This window comes from Pseudoduganella guangdongensis, assembly GCF_009857475.1.
Lineage (GTDB): Bacteria > Pseudomonadota > Gammaproteobacteria > Burkholderiales > Burkholderiaceae_D > Rugamonas > Rugamonas guangdongensis.
Genome location: NZ_WWCJ01000018.1, coordinates 57509 through 75373 on the forward strand (window position 1 = coordinate 57509; position 17865 = coordinate 75373).

Below are 17865 nucleotides of genomic sequence, written 5' to 3' on the forward strand. Positions count from 1 at the left end.
CACATGCCTTCAATTGGAATCGTCTCGCCGCAGACCATGCATTTTGCGGAACCCCTTCAGCTACAGAGCGGAGCGTCCCTGCGCGACTACATGCTGATGTACGAGACCTATGGCACGCTGAATGAGGACAAGTCGAATGCGGTGCTGGTGTGCCATGCGCTGAACGCCTCGCACCACGTGGCGGGCTACTACGCCGACAATCCGAAGAACGTGGGCTGGTGGGACAATATGGTGGGCCCGGGCAAGCCGCTCGATACCGACAAGTTCTTCGTTATCGGGATCAACAACCTGGGCTCCTGCTTCGGCTCCACCGGGCCAATGCACATCAATCCGGAAACCGGCAAGCAGTACGGCGCCGCCTTCCCGGTGGTGACGGTGGAGGACTGGGTGGCGGCGCAGGCGCGCCTGGCCGACCAGCTGGGCATCCAGCAGTTCGCGGCCGTCATGGGCGGCTCGCTGGGCGGCATGCAGGCGCTGGCCTGGTCCATCATGTATCCGGATCGCCTGCGCCACTGCCTGGTGATCGCCTCCACGCCCAAGCTGTCGGCGCAAAACATCGCCTTCAACGACGTCGCGCGCACGGCCATCCTGACCGACCCTGATTACCATGGCGGTGATTTCTACGAGCACAGCGCGGTGCCGAAAAACGGCCTGAAAGTGGCGCGCATGATCGGCCACATCACCTACCTGTCGGACGACGACATGGCGGAGAAGTTCGGCCGCAAGCTGCGCGATATCGCCTCCAGCGGCGGCGACTACAAGTTCGGCTTCGGCATCGATTTCGAAATCGAGTCCTACCTGCGCTATCAGGGCGACAAGTTCGCGGAGTACTTCGACGCCAACACCTACCTGCTGATCACCAAGGCGCTGGACTATTTCGATCCGGCGCGCAAGTTCGACGGCGACCTGACCAAAACGCTGGCCGCTACCCGCGCCAAGTTCTTCCTGGCTTCCTTCACCACCGACTGGCGCTTCTCGCCGGAGCGCAGCCGCGAGATCGTGCAGGCGCTGCTGGCCAACCGCCGCGAAGTGACCTATGCCGAGATCGACGCTCCGCACGGCCACGACGCCTTCCTGCTGGAAGACGCGCGCTACATGAACATGGTGCGCGCCTACTACGAGCAAGTGTGGAAAGAAACGAACAAGGAACAAGCAGCATGAACTTTGCAGAACTGAGCAGCGCCCGTCCCGACCTGGCCTTCATCGCGCACTGGGTGCGCGAAGGCGCCCACGTGCTCGACGTGGGCTGCGGCGACGGCGTGATGATGGATTACCTGCAAAGCGACAAGCGCTGCACCGGCTACGGCCTGGAGCTGGCCGACCCGCAGGTGCTGGCGTCGACCCAGCGCGGCGTGCGCGTGATCCAGCAGGACTTTGAAAACGGCCTGGGCATCTTCGGCGACAATTCCTTCGATACGGTGCTGTGCCTGTCCTCGTTGCAGATGATGAAACATGTGGAGGACCGCCTGCGCGACATCGTGCGCGTGGGGCGCGAGGCGATCGTGTCCTTCCCCAACTTTGCCTACTGGCCGCACCGCGTGGCGCTGCTCAAGGGCCGCATGCCGGTGTCCAAGTCGCTGCCGTACCAATGGTACGATACCCCCAACGTGCGCTGCGCTACTATTAAGGACTTCCAGGAGCTGGCGGAAGAAGTCGGGCTGGAAGTGATCGAGTGCGTGGCGCTGGCGGAAGGCAAAACTGTCTCCTTCCTGCCCAACTTGCGCGGCGACCTGGCCGTGTTCCGTCTGCGGAAGAAAACATCATGAAAATCAAACATACTATTCTTGCATTGTCGCTGGCGCTGGCCGCCGGTGCCGCGGCCGCCCAACAGCCGGCGCCCATGAACCCGAATGCCGACGGCATCCCCGTCAGCAAGCTGTCGCGCCTGCGCGTTTTCGCCGATGAGCAGCAAATGGACCAGCAGTCCAAGCTGCAGTACACCCAGCTGCTGCAGGAAGCCAAGCAGAAGGAAGCCCTGGTGCCGGACAGCGATCCGCAGGTCAAGCGCCTGCGTGCCATTGCCGCGCGCATCGTGCCCTTTGCCCAGCGCTGGAACCCGGCAGCCGCCAATTGGGACTGGCAGGTCAACCTGCTCAATTCCGACCAGGTGAACGCCTTCTGCATGCCGGGCGGTCGCATCGCCTTTTTCTCCGGCATCCTCACTAAATTGAACCTGAGCGACGACGAAGTGGCGATGGTGATGGGCCACGAAATCGCCCACGCCCTGCGCGAGCACGCCCGCAAACGCGCCGTGCAATCGACCGCCGTGTCGATCGCCAGCAAGCTTGGCGGCGCAGCCTTGTCGCAATACCTGGGCGTGGACCCGCGCTTGATCGATGCCGGCGCCAATGTGGCCGGCCAGCTGACCGTGATGAAATTCTCGCGCGGCGACGAAACTGAATCCGACCTGGTTGGCATCGACCTGGCGGCGCGCGCCGGCTTCGACCCGCGCGCCGGCGTGGCGCTGTGGCAGAAGATGGGCGCCGTCAACGCGCAGCAGCCGATGGAATTCCTGTCGACCCACCCGAGTGGCAACTCGCGCATCCAGGATATGCAGAAGCAAATGCCGCTGGTGCTGCCGGTCTATGCCCGCGCGCGCGGCCTGAACGTGAACAAGCTGCCGCCTTACCAGGCCACCCCGCTGCCCAAGTCCTGATATGGCGCGTCCGCAGCAGGCCCCGAGCGCGCCGCCCTTGCCGATGCGCGACGGCGTCACGCCCAGCTACCTGTGGCTGCCGGAGGGCGACTGGCCGGACATGATCAGCTTCATGTCCGCCAATTATCCCGCCGTGACGGAAGCGCAATGGCGCGAACGCATGGCGCGCGGCGACGTGGTGGATGGCAAGGGCGTGCCGGTGCAGCCCGGTTCACGCTACGTGCGCGGCGCCCGCATCTGGTATTACCGCGAGCTGGCACACGAAACCCCGATCCCGTTTCAAGAAGAAGTGCTGCACCAGGACGAGCATATCGTGGTGGTGGACAAGCCGCATTTCCTGCCCACCATCCCGTCCGGCCGCTTCGTGAAGGAGACGCTGCTGGTGCGCGTGCGGCAAAAGCTCGGTATCGAGGACCTGGTGCCGATCCACCGCCTGGACCGCGAGACGGCCGGCCTGGTGATCTTCTCCTGCAATGCCGCCAGCCGCGGCGACTACCAGTCGCTGTTCCAGAAACGCCTGGTGCAGAAAGAGTACGAGGCGCTGGCCGGCCCGCTGCCGGGGCGCGAGTTCCCCTTCGTCTACCGCAGCCGCATGGTGGAGGGCGACAAGTTCTTCACCATGAAGGAAGCGCCGGGCGAACCCAATTCCGAAACCATGATCGACGTGATCGAACAGCGCGGCGAGCACATGCTGTATCGGCTATGGCCGCACACCGGCCGCCAACACCAGCTACGCGTGCACCTGTCGTCGCTCGGCATTCCGATCGTGAACGATGTCTTCTACCCGGTCGCCCTGCCGTGCAAGCAGGATGACGTCTCCGCCCCCCTCAAGCTGCTGGCCAAAGCCATCGGCTTCCCCGATCCCCTGAGCGGGGAGTGGCGCCATTTCGAGAGTCGTCGGAGCTTATAGGGCGAACTGCACGTCCTGGATTGACGCGTCCAGCATCGCGTCGCCGTCGAACTCGGTGTACAGGGTCAGGTATCGCGCATAGTCTTTCAGGTACCAGGTGCGCATCTTCGTGTCACGCGCCGGCGCCGCGCAGGCAAACTCCGTAGCGTGGCCGGTCAGGGACAGGTGCAGGGTGCGCGCCTCGACCGTTGATTGGGGATGGCATATCAGGTCGAACTCCGTACCATCGGACTGCCGGTGGCGCAGGATATAAGCCGCGTTATCCGAATAGGGGGCGCCGGCGGTGAAGCGCACCTCAGTGACATTGGTTGACTGGGGCCAGCCACTGCGCTGGAACCGGCTGTTCCAGTAAGTCAGTGACGCCAGTCCATGCAGTTCTACTCCGCCTTCGGATAGTTCGTCTGTTTCGGCATCGCCGGGCACGATATGGATCATCAACTCCAGTCCATGTCCCAGCTTGTTGTACATCATGACGGATACGCCTTGGCCTTTGTGCTTTAACGACAGCGACTTGATCTCGGCTTTGGGAACTGGACGTAATGCAGCGATTTCGATGGCAGCTTTGAAACGTGGGTCTGACAAGGTAGGTTGCGGCGGCATGGCAGCCGTGGTGGCGGCCAGGAACAGTGTAAGCATGGGGAATTGATTAGGAATGAAGGGGTTACAGGGCGCTGCCTGCATCCCGAACGCATAACGCGAGGTCGTCAGCAGGAGCAGGGCATTGTCCGGCATCTGCATGCGCCGTCGTCATGCCGTGGGCCTGGCTACCAAAGCTGCGTGTGCGGCTTTCTGGATGACTGCCGGGTGCGCTGAGGAGGAGGGTGGCAGGGAGAGCTTTCATGCCGCGATTCTAGTCGCTGGCCGGCGTGCAGAAACTCTCCAATGCTCACTGGCGCCTTAAGCCAGCCAGTGGCGGGCCAGCAGGCTGATGGGGTACCACATGCCCAGTTGCGCAGCCAGGGCGATGAACACAGCCTGGTAGGACGGCCGCAGGCCGCCGCTGGCTGCTTCCTGCAGGGTGCGCGTCATGGCGGCATGCGCCACGTCGCGCAGCGTCATGCCCGGGGTGGACACTTCGGTCAGGATGTCGGACAGCGGGATCATGGCCGTCACGCGCCCCAGGATCCAGGGCAGGGGCTTGGGCAGGTCGGATTGCAGGTTCAGGAAGTTGCGCCATTGTTCAACGAACTTCTCCGTGCGTCCGCTGCCGGGCTGGTAATGGATGGCGCGCATGAAGCCCTCCAGGATGCTGCTGCCGGCTTTGGCGATCAAGCCTGACTGGCCTTCCACCACGCGCGCGAGCACGCCTTGCAGGCCCAATTTGTAGGCCAGCAGAATGGTCAATCCGACTGCAATGATGAAGGGCAGGGCGATCAGGCCCAGCATGGGCAGGGCGGCGCCGGTCTTTTCGCTCAGCTTGACGTCGACAAAAATGAAGACGCCCAGCGTGTTGACGGCGAGCGCCGCCAGCAGCGCCAGGGCCGCCCACAGCAAGCCGGCGCCGGTGCCGCGTGCTACGCCAGAGGCGAGTTGTTTAGCCAGCGCGATCTTGTCGACGCTGCCGTTGATTTCGGGTGCTGCTGCCTGGACGTAGTTCATTGCCTGCTTGCCTGTGGTTTAGATGGCTGGCATTTTAAGCAACATCGGCAGGGACTGGCGCACGATGTGCGCCGCGCGCATCCCTTAGTGCGCCGGGGCGGATTTCGGGCTGTAGTTGGAGCCGGGCGGGGTCCAGAACAGCGGGCCTTTGGGCGAGATTTGCAGGTTGTCGGGCAGGCCCTGTTTTTTCAGCTCGCGGCGCAGGCCTTCGATGCCGTCTTCGCTTTCGATGATGAAGGCCTCGTCGATCACGTCGCCGTAGTGGCGGTTGGTGGTTTCGGTGGCCAGGTCGACCAGGTCGCCGTCGGCTTCGATGCTCCACAGGTGCACATCTTCATCCTCGGCGAAAGTCTTGAAGCGCCAGGTGCCTTTTTCGGTCTGCACGAACTGGATCGTGTCGAACTGCTCGTCGGTGGCTTCGGATTCTTCGTCGTTGATAAAGCTGCTCTTGATGGTGAGCAGGAAGAGGACTAATACAGATTTCATTTTCAATTCCGGGCGGTTTTTACCCCGTTATTATAGGCGTCCACGCTATGTACCGGCTCCCGTGCGCCCATGATGCACAGCCATAGGCAGGTGCCGATCTCGCCCAGCGAGGCGGGAATGGAGAGCAGGTCGGCGCCGGGCAGGGCGGCAAAACCGGCATGCAGGACGTAGCCGAAGGCTTCCACCGCATAGCCCGCGCTGCCCACCATCAGCAGGATGCCCAGGAAGCGCGGCAGGATGCCGGATTTGAAGACCAGGTAGCCGAATGGCCACAGCCACAGCGCCCAGAACACCTGGTTCAGGATCATGCCCTTGCTGTAGGCTTTGAGCGACAGCATGACCTGCTGCGCCAGCGCGTCCGGTGCGATGCCGCGCAGGTAGTCGGCGCCGCTGACCAGGTTCAGCACCTCCAGCCGGTGGCCGACATTGGCGAAGGAGAGCGGCACGCTGGCCACGGCCAGGGCCAGCATCACCGTCGCCGTGCCGCGCCCGTAAGGGCTGAGGAGCTGGTAGAGCGCCAGCGGTAGCAGCAGGAAGGCCACGTAGCACACCAGGCTGGCCGCGATCCCGGCGCGGAACAAGCCTTCGTTGGCGATGATGCTGGCCATGGCGGCGGCGGGATCGCTGCCGATCCTCAGCTGGGAAGGCACGTACATCAGCGCAAAGATGCCGCTAACGACGACGATCAGGTAGAGCAGGCCGGCGCTGCGCGCCAGGCGTTTGGTGGACAAACCTTGCATCGTCTTCTCCTTGTCAGGAAGGTGCGTTCAGTTCGTTTTCTCAGCGTCGGATCGTGTCGGAAACCGTGACAGCAATCACGGGTGGTAGTCGATGATCAGCGGTGCGTGGTCGGAGAACTTCACGTCCTTATAAATCGACACGCTATGCGCCTTGGCGGCGATGCCTGGGGTGGCGACGTGGTAGTCGATACGCCAGCCCACGTTCTTGGCATAGGCCTGGCCACGGTTGGACCACCAGGTGTACTGCTCTTCGCGCGGGTCCAGGCCGCGGTGCACGTCCACGTAGCCCACTTCGTCGAACAGCTTGGTCATCCAGGCGCGTTCCTCCGGCAGGAAACCGGAGTTCTTCAGGTTGCCTTTCCAATTCTTCAGGTCGATCTCTTTGTGGGCGATATTCCAGTCGCCGCAGATCACGAACTCGCGGCCTTCGGCGCGCAGCTGCTGCAGGTGCGGCAGGAACAGGTCCATGAAGCGGAACTTGGCCTGCTGGCGTTCTTCGGACGAGGAGCCGGACGGGCAGTACACCGAAATCACGGTCAGGTTGCCGAAGTCGGCGCGCACATAGCGGCCTTCGGCGTCGAATTCCTCGCTGCCGAAACCGATCTCCACGCGGTCCGGCGCCACCTTGCTGTAAATGCCGGTGCCGGAGTAGCCCTTCTTCTCCGCGTAATGGAAGTGGCCGTGGTAGCCGTGCGGATTGAGGAATTCCGCCGTCATATCCGCCGCTTGCGCCTTCAGCTCCTGCAGGCAGATGATATCGGCGTCAATCGTGCCCATCCAGTTGAAAAAGCCCTTCTTGGCGGCGGAGCGGATACCGTTCAGGTTCGCGGAAATGATTTTTGGCATAGGTGTTCCGGTTAAAATACTGGCACTTTGAACAAAGATGGGTGCACTATGAGCAATTTGAGGCAAGAGTTTATCGCGTTTTCCGTACAGGCGGGAGTGCTGAAATTCGGCGAGTTTACGACCAAAGCAGGGCGCCAATCGCCCTATTTCTTCAACGCCGGCCTGTTCCATGACGGCGCCACCCTGGCCAAGCTGGCCGACTTCTACGCCCAGACCCTGCTGGACTCCGGCGTCGAATTCGACATGCTGTTTGGCCCGGCCTACAAGGGCATCACCCTCGCTTCCGCCACCTCGATGGCGCTGGCCGGCAAGGGCCGCAACACCTCCTTCGCCTACAACCGCAAGGAAGCCAAGGACCACGGCGAAGGCGGCACCCTGGTGGGCGCCAAGCTGACTGGCAAAGTTGTCATTATTGACGACGTGATCTCGGCCGGCACTTCGGTGCGCGAGTCGGTGGAAATGATCCGCAACGCCGGTGCCGAGCCGTGCGCGGTGCTGATCGCGCTGGACCGCATGGAACGCGGCGGCAAGGACGGCCAGATGTCCGAACTGTCCGCCGTGCAGGAAGTGAGCAAGAACTACGGCATCCCGGTGATCTCGATCGGCAACCTGTCCGACCTGTTCACCTACCTGTCGGCCGACCCGTCGCTTGCACAGCACAAGGATGCTGTGGCCGCCTACCGCAGCAAATACGGCGTAGAGTAAACGCGACTGGCGGCAGCGCCGCCTTGTGCTAGACTGCGATTGCTTCCTTACAACATTAAACCGAGGAAAGTAATGAACATAGCAACGCTCAAGGTGTACGGCGACGAAGCCGCCGTCGCGGACGTGCGGGACGGGCTCCCGAGCGAGCCCGACAGCGACTGGAAGAAGGGCGATGTCAGTCCCACCGGCCGTACCCGCATCGACCACGGCTTCTACGTCTCGCTGGGCACGGACGCCAATCCTGACGTCCTGCTGCGCCAGATCCGCGCTTACCTGCACGAATGCCAGGCGCGCGGCATTACCTTTGACGTGGCGCCAATCCAGGCGGAGTTGCGTATTGCCTTCGTTTCCGCCGCGCCCGACCAGGGCTCCTCCACCCTCGATTTCACGCTGGCCGACCTTGCTCTCTTGCTGGAGATGGGGATTGCGCTGAGCATTTCCTCCTGAGCGCATGAACCGATTCTCCGAAGACCGCTTCGCCACCTTCAAGGGCCGCCACGGCGCGGAACGCAAGATCCACATCTGGGAGCCGGAGCAGGCGCCTGCCGGCGTGCTGCTGGCGATCCACGGCGGGCTGGCGCATGCGGGCGATTATGTGACGCCGGCGCTGTATTTCAAGCAGCACCGCTTTGCCACCGTGGCCTTCGACCTGTGCGGGCATGAGAATGCGCGGCGGGTGGATATTCCGGACTTCGAGGTCTTCCTGGAGGAGGTGGAGCTGTTCCTGCATTGGGTTAAGCAGCATTTCCCGAATGTGCCGGTGTTTATCATGGGGCATTCGATGGGCTCCCTGATTGCCACGCGCTTCGGGCTGGAGCGCTTGCAGCGCGATCCGCTGGTGCAGGGCTTTGTGCTGTCGTCGCCGTATTACGTGAATGCGATCAAGGTGCCGGCGCTGCTGGAGAAAATGTCGGGCGTGCTGGCAAAGCTGGCGCCGACCATGAAGGTGCCGATGGCGCCGATGACGGATGTGCTGACGCACGATAAGGCGATTACGGCGCGGCATCATCGCGACGAGGCGGATGGCGTGCGCGCGAGCGAATGCACGGTGCGCTTTGGCGTGGCGCTGCAGAACGCGCAGAAGGGACTGGCGGCGCTGATGCCGACCTGGCGCTGGCCGCTATACGCGGTGGTGGCGGGGGATGACAAACTGGCCGACCCGAAGGCGACGCTGGATTTGCTGGCGATGGTTGATCCCAAGCTGCTGGAGTGCCATGTGCAGCATGAGAACTATCACGAGAACTTCAATGAGGTGAATCGCGAGGAGATCTTCGCGGACATCTTGCGCTGGATGTGCGGACGGCTGCGGGCCAAACCGGTAAACCAGGGTCTGACACAAGTGTCAGACCCTGTATGATCTCGCGCTCGCGGGGTTGGGTTTAAGTCGCACAACCAACACCACAGGCTGCTGCACGGAAGGGGTCTGACCCTGCGGGCCAGACCCCGGTTTGCCGGTTTTAGGACGCCAGCTTCTGCTTCAACAACTCGGTCAGTTGCGCCGGGTTGGCCTTGCCTTTCGAGGCTTTCATTGCCTGACCGATCAGGGCGTTGATGGCCGCTTCCTTACCAGCGCGGTACTGTTCAACCGATTTCTCGTTGTTGGCCAGTACTTCGTTGACGATGGCCTCCAGCGCGCCGGTATCCGAAATCTGCTTCAGCCCCTTCTGTTCGATGATCACATCGACCAGGTTCGCATCATCAGACTTGGCCTCCCACATCGCGCCAAAGACTTCCTTGGCGATCTTGTTGGAGATGGTGCCGTCGGCGATACGCTTCAGCATGCCGGCCAGTTGCGCAGGTAACACCGGCGCTTCGGTGATGTCCACGCCTTCACGGTTCAGGGTCGACGACACATCGCCCATCAGCCAGTTCGCCGCAGCCTTGGCGTTTTCCTTGCCCGCCGCAGCAACGACCGCCTCAAAGTAAGTCGCCATGCCCTTGGAAGCAGTCAGCACCAGCGAATCGTATTCCGGCAGCTTGTACTCTTCCACGAAGCGCGCGCGCATCACGGCCGGCAGCTCAGGCATGGAAGCCTTGACACGCTCGATCCAATCCGCGCCGATGGTCAGCGGCGGCAGGTCCGGGTCAGGGAAGTAGCGGTAATCCTGCGCATCTTCCTTCTCGCGCATCAAGCGGGTTTCCTTCTTGTCCGGATCGTACAGGCGGGTCGCCTGCACCACCTTGCCGCCGTCTTCCAGCAGCTCGATCTGGCGCGCCACTTCAACGTGCACGGCTTCCTCGATGAAACGGAAGGAGTTCAGGTTTTTGATCTCGCAGCGGGTGCCGAATTCGGCCTGGCCTTTCGGGCGCACGGACACGTTGATGTCGCAGCGGAAGGAGCCTTCCTGCATATTGCCGTCGCAAATGCCCAGCCACATGACCAGGCCGTGCAAGGCTTTGCAGTAGGCCACGGCTTCGGCGGCGGAACGGATTTCCGGCTCGGACACGATTTCCAGCAACGGGGTGCCGGCGCGGTTCAGGTCGATACCCGACATGCCGTGGTAGTCCTCGTGCAGCGACTTGCCTGCATCCTCTTCGAGGTGGGCGCGGGTCAGGTTCACGGTCTTGGTGACGAACTTGCCGTCCTTCTCGTAGCCGAAAGTCAGCTGGCCGCCTTGCACCACCGGATCCTCGAACTGCGAAATCTGATAGCCCTTCGGCAGGTCAGGGTAGAAGTAGTTCTTGCGCGCGAAGATCGACTGCGGCGCGATTTTCGCACCGACGGCCAGACCGAAACGGATCGCGCGGTCAACCGCCTGCTTATTCATCACAGGCAGCACGCCCGGCAGCGCCAGGTCAACCGGGCTAGCCTGGGTGTTTGGTTCGGCGCCGAACTTGGTCGACGAGCCGCTGAAAATTTTGGAGTCGGTAGTGAGCTGTACGTGGTTCTCAATACCAATGACGACTTCCCATTCCATTTTGTTCTCTCTTTCAAGGTCGGGAGGAAGTGAAAAATAGGGACGTACCCCATTTTTCACTTCCTCCCGAATTTCTTAGATGCCAGCCGGGGCGCGTTTGTGCCAGTCGGTTGCTTGCTGGAACTGGTGGGCCACATTCAGCAGCTTCGCTTCGGCGAAGTAGTTGCCGATGATTTGCAGGCCGACCGGGCGCTTGGCGTTCTTTTCGCCTTCGCCGAATCCGCATGGGATCGACATGCCGGGCAGGCCGGCCAGGCTGGTGGACAGGGTGAAGATGTCGGCCAGGTAGTTCGCTACCGGGTCGTCGGCCTTCGAACCCAGGTCCCAGGCGACGGTCGGGGCCACCGGGCCCATGATCACGTCGCACTGGCTGCCCAGCACGTTGGCGAAGTCCTGCGTGATCTTGCGGCGGATCTTCTGCGCTTTCAGGTAGTAGGCGTCGTAGTAGCCGTGGCACAGGATGTAGGTGCCGACCATGATGCGGCGCTGTACTTCCGGGCCGAAGCCCTGGGCGCGGCTCTTCTTGTACATGTCCTGCAGGTCTTTGTAGCCTTCGGCGCGGTGGCCATAGCGCACGCCGTCAAAGCGCGACAGGTTGGACGAGGCTTCGGCCGGGGCAATCATGTAGTAGGCCGGGATCGACAGCGCGGTGTTCGGCAGCGAGATGTCGACCAGGGTGGCGCCCAGCTCGACGAACTTGGCCAGCGCGGCGCGTACGGCTTTTTCCACGTCGGCGGCCAGGCCTTCGCCGAAGTATTCCTTCGGCACGCCGATACGCAGGCCGGTCAGCGGCTGGTTCAGGTCGCGCGTGTAGTCTTCGGCGGCGTTGCCTTGCTCGGCGGTCAGGCTGGTGGAGTCGCGTTCGTCAAAGCCGGTCATGGTGGACAGCAGCAGTGCGCAGTCTTCCGCGGTTTGCGCCATCGGGCCGGCCTGGTCGAGCGAGGAGGCGAAGGCGATCATGCCGAAGCGCGAGGCGCGGCCGTAGGTCGGCTTGATGCCGGTGATGCCGCAGAACGATGCCGGCTGGCGGATCGAGCCGCCGGTGTCGGTGCCGGTCACGCCGGGCGCCAGGCGCGCGGCAACCGCTGCGCCGGAGCCGCCGGAGGAGCCGCCTGGCACCGCCGACTTGTCCCACGGGTTTTTTACGGCGCCGAAAGCCGAGTTCTCATTGGAGGAGCCCATGGCGAATTCGTCGCAATTGAGCTTGCCCAGGTTGACCATGCCGGCGTCCAGCATTTTCTGCACCACGGTGGCGTCGAACGGGCTGGTGTAGTTGGCCAGCATTTTCGAGCCGGCGGTGGAGCGCCAGCCTTGGGTCACGAAGATGTCTTTGTGGGCGATCGGCACGCCGGTCAGGGGCGTGGCGGTGCCGTTGGCGATGCGCTGGTCGGCTGCCTCGGCCTGGGCCAGGGTCAGGGCGCGGTCAACGTGCAGGAAGGCGTTCAGGTCGCTTTTTTCGATGCGGTCGAGGAAGTGGGTCGCCAGTTGGACGGCGCTGACTTCTTTCTTTTGCAGCAGCTCGGAGAGCTCTTTGATTGTTTTGTTGTGCATTCGTTTTCCTTTTTAAACCCGGTAAACCGGGGTACGACCCAAGGGTCGGACCCCAGTCGGCGGCAGCCGCGTGGTCTGGGTCAGACGGGACGGCCATCCGGCTTGGGTCTGACCCAGGTGTGCCGGGTTTTAGTCGATCACCTTCGGCACCAGATACAGGCCATCTTCGGTCTTCGGCGCCACCTTCTGGTATTCCTCGCGGCGATTCGGCTCGGTCGCCACGTCTTCGCGCAGGCGCAGGGCGACTTGCATGGCGTTGGCCAGCGGGTGGGACAGCGGGGCGACACCCTCGGTGTCCACGGCCTGCATCTGCTCGGCCAGCGCGAAAATGCCATTCAGCTTGTCCAGCATATTGGCGGTATGGGCTTCGTCCATCTCCAACTGGGCCAGTTTGGCGATGCGTTCAACGTCGTTCAGTGTCAGGGACATGGAATTGTCAGAAATGTAATTTATTGGATCGGTTGCCTATCACCAGTTAAATCGCGGCCAACGCCGCATATTTCAACGGTTGCGTGCTCGCACAATAGAGTGGATTTAAGGCAAATATCCTGTAGATTATAAGGTACAATCGCGGGTTAATGCGTTGCTGGTGCTGAATTCCCGCCCGGCTGCATTGAACCAGATTCCCAAATAACGAATTTTGCGCATTGCGCCCTACAGGACACTCATGTTTGGTTTTTTACGTCGCTATATTTCGTCTGACCTGGCCATCGACCTGGGCACGGCGAACACCCTGATTTACGTCCGCGGTTCCGGCATCGTGCTGGACGAGCCTTCGGTCGTTGCCATCCGCCAGGAAGGCGGCCCGAACGGCAAGAAAACGATCCAGGCCGTTGGTAAAGAAGCAAAACAGATGCTGGGTAAAGTCCCTGGCAACATCGAGGCGATCCGCCCGATGAAAGACGGCGTGATCGCCGACTTCACCGTCACCGAGCAGATGCTGAAGCAATTCATCCGCATGGTGCACGACTCCAAGTTCTTCCGCCCGTCGCCGCGCATCATCATTTGCGTGCCGTGCGGCTCGACCCAGGTGGAACGCCGCGCGATCCGCGAATCGGCGCTGGGCGCCGGCGCTTCGCAGGTGTACCTGATCGAAGAACCAATGGCGGCGGCAATCGGCGCCGGCCTGCCAGTGTCCGACGCGACCGGCTCCATGGTGGTCGACATCGGCGGCGGCACCACCGAGGTGGGCATCATCTCGCTGGGCGGCATGGTGTACAAGGGCTCGGTGCGCGTGGGCGGCGACAAGTTCGACGAGGCGATCGTCAACTATATCCGCCGCAACTATGGCATGCTGATCGGCGAACAGACCGCGGAAGCGATCAAGAAGGCCATCGGCTCCGCTTTCCCTGGCTCTGAAGTCAAGGAAATGGAAGTCAAGGGCCGCAACCTGTCGGAAGGTATCCCGCGCTCCTTCACCATCTCGTCCAACGAGATCCTGGAAGCGCTGACCGACCCGCTGAACAACATCGTTTCCGCCGTGAAGAACGCGCTGGAACAAACCCCGCCGGAACTGGGCGCGGACATCGCGGAAAAAGGCATGATGCTGACCGGCGGCGGCGCGCTGCTGCGCGACCTGGACCGTCTGCTGATGGAAGAAACCGGCCTGCCGGTGCTGGTGGCCGAAGATCCGCTGACCTGCGTGGTGCGCGGCTCCGGCCTGGCGCTGGAGCGCATGGACCAGCTGGGGTCCATCTTCTCCTACGAGTAAGGTTGAGTAAAAGGGCAGCGCGAGCTGCCCTTCTTAATTGGAAGACATGGAATACAGTCCACCGCCACTGTTCAAGCAAGGCGCGTCCGCCCGTTTTAAGATGATGGTGTTCGCGTGCATTTCGATCGCGCTGCTCCTGGCCGATTCGCGCATGAATGCGCTGTCGGAGGTGCGGAAGGGCGTCGGCTTTGTCCTCAATCCCCTGCAGAAGGTTGCCTTGCTGCCGCGCGACGCGATGTACGGCATGGGGGAGTATTTCTCGACTTTGTCCAAGCTGGAAAAGCAAGTCCATGCGCTGCAACAGCAGCAGATCGCGGCATCGCAGGCTTTGCAGCAGGCGCAGCTCTACCAGGCCGAAAACAACCAGTTGCGCAAGCTGCTGGACGCGCAGCAGCGCGTGCCGGGCAAATCGCAGCTGGCGGAAATCCTCTACGAAGCGCGCGATGTCTTCACGCGCAAGGTGATCCTGAACCGGGGCACCCAGCATGGGGTCGTGGCCGGCCTGCCGGTGATCGATAACCAGGGCGTGGTGGGGCAGGTGACGCGTGTTTTCGCCTATACCTCCGAAGTCACGCTGCTGACCGATAAGGAGCAGGCGATTCCGGTGCAGATCCTGCGCAACGGCTTGCGCTCGGTGGCGGTTGGCCGTGGCCAGTCGGGCAACCTGGACCTGCGCTTCATGGCGCCGACTGCCGATGTGGTGGTGGGCGATATCCTGATCACTTCCGGTATCGATGGCGTGTACCCGGCCGGCCTGGCTGTGGCGCGCGTGGTGCAGGTGGAAAGCCATGCCGCCGGCGCGTTCGGGCGCGTGGTGTGCGCGCCGCTGGCGGGCATCGAGCGCAATACGGCGCTACTGATCCTGATGTCGCTGCCGGAGATGCCGCCGCGTCCGCCGGAAGAGGAGCCTGTCACCAAACCGCCCAAGAAAAAGGCCAAGGATGCCGCCGCCGCTGGCGAGGCCCCTGCCGCGGGCACCGCACCCGCCGCTGGCCAAGCACCCGCCGCTGGCGCACCGCGCGCGCCGCAGGCCGCAGGCACCGCGCCAGCCGGCATGACGCCGACGCTTAGCCTGCCGCCAGGCAGCCGCGCCGCCACGCCGGCCGCCGCCCCCGCACCGAAGGAGACGACCCGATGAATCGTCCACAATACATCCTGCTGCCGGTCAGCCCGCTGTTCATCATGTTCAGCATGCTGTGCGCCGTGCTGCTGAATATGCTGCCCTGGGGCCGCTTTGTCGCCGCGCCCGACTTCGTGGCGCTGGCCCTGGTATTCTGGGGCGTGCACCAGCCGCGCAAGGTCGGCATCGGCACCGCCTTTTGCCTGGGCCTGCTGATGGACGTGCACGACGCCTCCCTGATGGGCGAGAACGCACTGTCCTACACGCTGCTGTCCTACTTCGCGATCATGCTGCACCGCCGTATCCTGTGGTTCCGCGTGACCACGCAAATCCTGCACGTGCTGCCGCTGCTGCTGCTGGCGCAAACGGTGCAGATGCTGGTGCGCTTCATGGTGGCCGGTAAATTCCCCGGCTGGTTCTTCTTCATCGAAAGCCTGGTCGCCGCCTTGCTGTGGCCCTTGGCCACCATGCTGCTGCTGGCGCCGCAGCGCCGCGCCGTCGATAAAGACCACACCCGTCCGATCTGAGCATGACCGAGTTTAAGAATACAGAGCAAGACCTGCACCGCTTCCGGGTGCGCCTGTCCGTGCTGGGCGGGCTGGTCTTCTTTTGCTTCTCGCTGCTGCTGGCGCGCTTTATCTGGCTGCAGGTCATCAAGCATAGCGACTACATCGCCAAGGCCGAGGACAACCGCATCGCCGTGGTGCCGATCGTGCCCAACCGCGGCCTGATCCTGGACCGCAACGGCGTGGTCCTGGCGCGCAACTACTCCGCCATCACGCTCGAGCTCACGCCCTCCAAACTGGCGCAGCCGCTGGAAAACGTGATCGACGAACTGGCCAAGCTGGTCGAGATCACGCCCAAGGACCGGCGCCGCTTCAAGAAGGTGATGGAGGAATCCAAGAGCTTCGCCAGCATCCCCCTGCGCAACCGCCTGACCGACGAGGAGGTGGCGCGCTTTACCGCCAACCGCTTCCGCTTCCCCGGCGTGGATATCCAGGCCCGCCTGTTCCGCCAGTACCCGCTGGGCGAGGTGGCTTCGCACGTGATCGGCTATATCGGCCGCATCAACCAGGCCGAAGCCAAGGCGCTGGAAGGCAGCGAATACGAAGCCAATTACAACGGCACCGAGCATATCGGCAAGGAAGGCCTGGAGAAGAGCTACGAACGCCAGCTGCACGGCATCACCGGCTACGAAGAGGTGGAAAAGACCGCCGGCGGCCGCGCCATCCGCACGCTGTCGCGCACCCCGGCCACGCCCGGCGCCAACCTGATCCTGTCGATCGATATCGAGCTGCAGAAGATCGCCGAAGAAGCGTTCGGCGAACGGCGCGGCGCGCTGGTGGCGATCGAACCGAGCACCGGCGACGTGCTGGCCTTCGTCTCGCGCCCCGGCTACGACCCCAACCTGTTCGTGGACGGCATCGACTCGCAAAGCTGGAACGAGCTCAATACCTCGCTCGACCGGCCGCTGATGAACCGCCCGCTGTCCGGCACCTACGCCCCCGGCTCGACCTTCAAGCCCTTCATGGCGCTGGCCGCGCTGGAAACCGGCATGCGTACCACCAGCCAGGCCATCCACGATCCCGGCTTCTTCTACCTCGGCAACCACAAGTTCCGCGACGACGTGGTCAACGGCCACGGCACGGTCGACATGCGCAAGTCCATCATCGTGTCCTGCAACACCTACTACTACATCCTGGGCCGCGACATGGGGATCGACAAGATCCATGACTTCATGAAGCCGTTCGGCTTCGGCCAACAGACCGGCATCGACCTGGAAAACGAGAAGACCGGCGTGTTGCCCTCGCAGGAATGGAAGCGCAACCGCTACAAGAAGAATCCGCAGGCCGGCAAATGGGTCGGCGGCGATACCATTTCCGTCTCCAACGGTTCGGGCTACAACAATTACACGCCGCTGCAGGTGGCGCACGCGGTGGCCAACCTGACCAATAACGGCGTGGTGATGAAGCCGCACCTGGTGAAGATCATCGAAGACGGCGCCACCCGCAAACGCACCCTGACCGTGCCGAAGGAAAGCTACCGCATCCCGCTCAAGCAGGAAAACATCGACTTCATCAAGAACGCGATGGTGGGTGTGACCAGCGAAGGCGGCGGTACCGCGACGCGCGCTTTCGCCGGCGCCGAATACGTGGTGGGCGGCAAGACCGGCACCGCACAGGTGGTGGCGATCAAGGCCAACGAGAAGTACAACGCATCCAAGCTGAATGAACGCCTGCGCGACAACGCCTGGTTCACCGCCTTCGCCCCGGCCGAACAGCCGAAAATCGCGCTGGCCCTGATCGTGGAAAATGCCGGCTTCGGCGGCGCCGAGGCGGCGCCGATCGCGCGCAAGGTGCTGGATTACTGGCTGCTGGGCAAGCGGCCGAAAGAGAAGGATACGACGCCGGTGCCGAAGGAAGACGCGGTCACGGTGCCGGTGGAAGATTTGCCAGCGGCCGACGTGGAAGCTGCCGCCGAGCGCCGCGCCCAGCAACTGGGCGAGAGCGGCGCGCCGCCGGCGGCCCAGCCGGGCCAGCAGCCCGCCCCGGCCCCGACGCCCGCGCCGACCGAGCAGAAACCGCCTGCCGGGCCGGCGCGCAAGAGAGATTAAGGAGGCAGC

Annotated in this window: 19 protein-coding genes; 11 read left to right on the forward strand and 8 right to left on the reverse strand. The window is 63.0% G+C overall.

What is annotated here, in order from left to right; all coding sequences use genetic code 11:
- The first annotated feature begins 36 nt into the window (after positions 1–36).
- Genes metX through GTP41_RS20950 form a run of 4 tightly spaced genes read left to right on the forward strand, consistent with a single transcriptional unit; the run spans position 37 to position 3566 of the window.
- Positions 37–1161: a homoserine O-succinyltransferase MetX gene (gene metX / locus GTP41_RS20935; RefSeq protein WP_229502991.1), complete on the forward strand. Its 1125-nt coding sequence runs from the start codon at positions 37–39 to the stop codon at positions 1159–1161.
- Positions 1158–1766: a methionine biosynthesis protein MetW gene (metW, locus tag GTP41_RS20940; protein WP_161027529.1), complete on the forward strand. Its 609-nt coding sequence runs from the start codon at positions 1158–1160 to the stop codon at positions 1764–1766. The genes metX and metW overlap by 4 nt, the downstream gene beginning before the upstream one ends.
- Positions 1763–2656, forward strand: a complete 894-nt coding sequence (locus GTP41_RS20945; protein ID WP_161027530.1) for a M48 family metallopeptidase — start codon at positions 1763–1765, stop codon at positions 2654–2656. Before metW ends, GTP41_RS20945 begins: the two co-directional genes overlap by 4 nt.
- A 1-nt stretch (position 2657) precedes the next feature.
- On the forward strand, positions 2658–3566 hold the full coding sequence (locus GTP41_RS20950; RefSeq protein WP_161027531.1) for a pseudouridine synthase: 909 nt from the start codon (positions 2658–2660) through the stop codon (positions 3564–3566).
- Here the strand turns inward: GTP41_RS20950 and GTP41_RS20955 are convergent.
- The 5 genes from GTP41_RS20955 to GTP41_RS20975 all read right to left on the reverse strand — a co-directional run bounded on the left by GTP41_RS20955 (position 3561) and on the right by GTP41_RS20975 (position 7237).
- Entirely contained in the window at positions 3561–4304 is a 744-nt protein-coding gene (locus GTP41_RS20955) for a hypothetical protein (RefSeq protein WP_161027532.1), read from the reverse strand. The genes GTP41_RS20950 and GTP41_RS20955 overlap by 6 nt on opposite strands.
- A gap of 159 nt (positions 4305–4463) precedes the next feature.
- Positions 4464–5165 (reverse strand): hypothetical protein, encoded by a 702-nt coding sequence (locus GTP41_RS20960; protein WP_161027533.1) that lies wholly within the window; start codon positions 5163–5165, stop codon positions 4464–4466.
- Positions 5166–5249: 84 nt separating this feature from the next.
- Positions 5250–5651 (reverse strand): hypothetical protein, encoded by a 402-nt coding sequence (locus GTP41_RS20965; RefSeq protein WP_161027534.1) that lies wholly within the window; start codon positions 5649–5651, stop codon positions 5250–5252.
- A gap of 2 nt (positions 5652–5653) precedes the next feature.
- Positions 5654–6391 (reverse strand): DUF4386 domain-containing protein, encoded by a 738-nt coding sequence (locus tag GTP41_RS20970; protein WP_161027535.1) that lies wholly within the window; start codon positions 6389–6391, stop codon positions 5654–5656.
- A 75-nt stretch (positions 6392–6466) separates the two neighbouring features.
- Positions 6467–7237 carry an exodeoxyribonuclease III gene (locus GTP41_RS20975; protein WP_161027536.1) on the reverse strand — a complete coding sequence of 257 codons (771 nt, stop codon included), beginning with the start codon at positions 7235–7237 and terminating at the stop codon, positions 6467–6469.
- 48 nt (positions 7238–7285) lie between these two features.
- On the opposite strand from GTP41_RS20975, the gene pyrE reads away from it, so the two are divergent.
- The 3 genes from pyrE (at position 7286) to GTP41_RS20990 (ending at position 9299) form a co-directional block, all read left to right on the forward strand.
- Positions 7286–7942 (forward strand): orotate phosphoribosyltransferase, encoded by a 657-nt coding sequence (gene pyrE / locus GTP41_RS20980; RefSeq protein WP_161027537.1) that lies wholly within the window; start codon positions 7286–7288, stop codon positions 7940–7942.
- Between the two features lie 72 nt (positions 7943–8014).
- Positions 8015–8389 carry a hypothetical protein gene (locus GTP41_RS20985; RefSeq protein WP_161027538.1) on the forward strand — a complete coding sequence of 125 codons (375 nt, stop codon included), beginning with the start codon at positions 8015–8017 and terminating at the stop codon, positions 8387–8389.
- A 4-nt stretch (positions 8390–8393) separates the two neighbouring features.
- A complete protein-coding gene (locus tag GTP41_RS20990; RefSeq protein WP_161027539.1) occupies positions 8394–9299 on the forward strand; it encodes an alpha/beta fold hydrolase in 906 nt (301 codons plus the stop codon).
- A gap of 100 nt (positions 9300–9399) precedes the next feature.
- On the opposite strand, the gene gatB is transcribed toward GTP41_RS20990, so the two are convergent.
- From gatB to gatC, 3 genes are all read right to left on the reverse strand, one after another.
- Positions 9400–10860 carry an Asp-tRNA(Asn)/Glu-tRNA(Gln) amidotransferase subunit GatB gene (gene gatB, locus GTP41_RS20995; RefSeq protein WP_161027540.1) on the reverse strand — a complete coding sequence of 487 codons (1461 nt, stop codon included), beginning with the start codon at positions 10858–10860 and terminating at the stop codon, positions 9400–9402.
- Positions 10861–10935: 75 nt separating this feature from the next.
- Positions 10936–12411 carry an Asp-tRNA(Asn)/Glu-tRNA(Gln) amidotransferase subunit GatA gene (gatA, locus tag GTP41_RS21000; RefSeq protein ID WP_161027541.1) on the reverse strand — a complete coding sequence of 492 codons (1476 nt, stop codon included), beginning with the start codon at positions 12409–12411 and terminating at the stop codon, positions 10936–10938.
- A gap of 129 nt (positions 12412–12540) precedes the next feature.
- Positions 12541–12840 (reverse strand): Asp-tRNA(Asn)/Glu-tRNA(Gln) amidotransferase subunit GatC, encoded by a 300-nt coding sequence (gatC, locus tag GTP41_RS21005; RefSeq protein WP_161027542.1) that lies wholly within the window; start codon positions 12838–12840, stop codon positions 12541–12543.
- Positions 12841–13078: 238 nt separating this feature from the next.
- On the opposite strand from gatC, the gene GTP41_RS21010 reads away from it, so the two are divergent.
- Genes GTP41_RS21010 through mrdA form a run of 4 tightly spaced genes read left to right on the forward strand, consistent with a single transcriptional unit; the run spans position 13079 to position 17856 of the window.
- The gene (locus GTP41_RS21010; protein ID WP_028102363.1) at positions 13079–14122 is read left to right on the forward strand and encodes a rod shape-determining protein; all 1044 of its coding nucleotides are present in this window, start codon (positions 13079–13081) and stop codon (positions 14120–14122) included.
- A 46-nt stretch (positions 14123–14168) separates the two neighbouring features.
- A complete protein-coding gene (mreC, locus tag GTP41_RS21015) occupies positions 14169–15260 on the forward strand; it encodes a rod shape-determining protein MreC (RefSeq protein ID WP_161027543.1) in 1092 nt (363 codons plus the stop codon).
- Positions 15257–15769, forward strand: a complete 513-nt coding sequence (gene mreD, locus GTP41_RS21020; protein WP_161027544.1) for a rod shape-determining protein MreD — start codon at positions 15257–15259, stop codon at positions 15767–15769. Before mreC ends, mreD begins: the two co-directional genes overlap by 4 nt.
- A gap of 2 nt (positions 15770–15771) precedes the next feature.
- The gene (gene mrdA / locus GTP41_RS21025; RefSeq protein ID WP_161027545.1) at positions 15772–17856 is read left to right on the forward strand and encodes a penicillin-binding protein 2; all 2085 of its coding nucleotides are present in this window, start codon (positions 15772–15774) and stop codon (positions 17854–17856) included.
- The last annotated feature ends 9 nt before the right edge of the window (positions 17857–17865 follow it).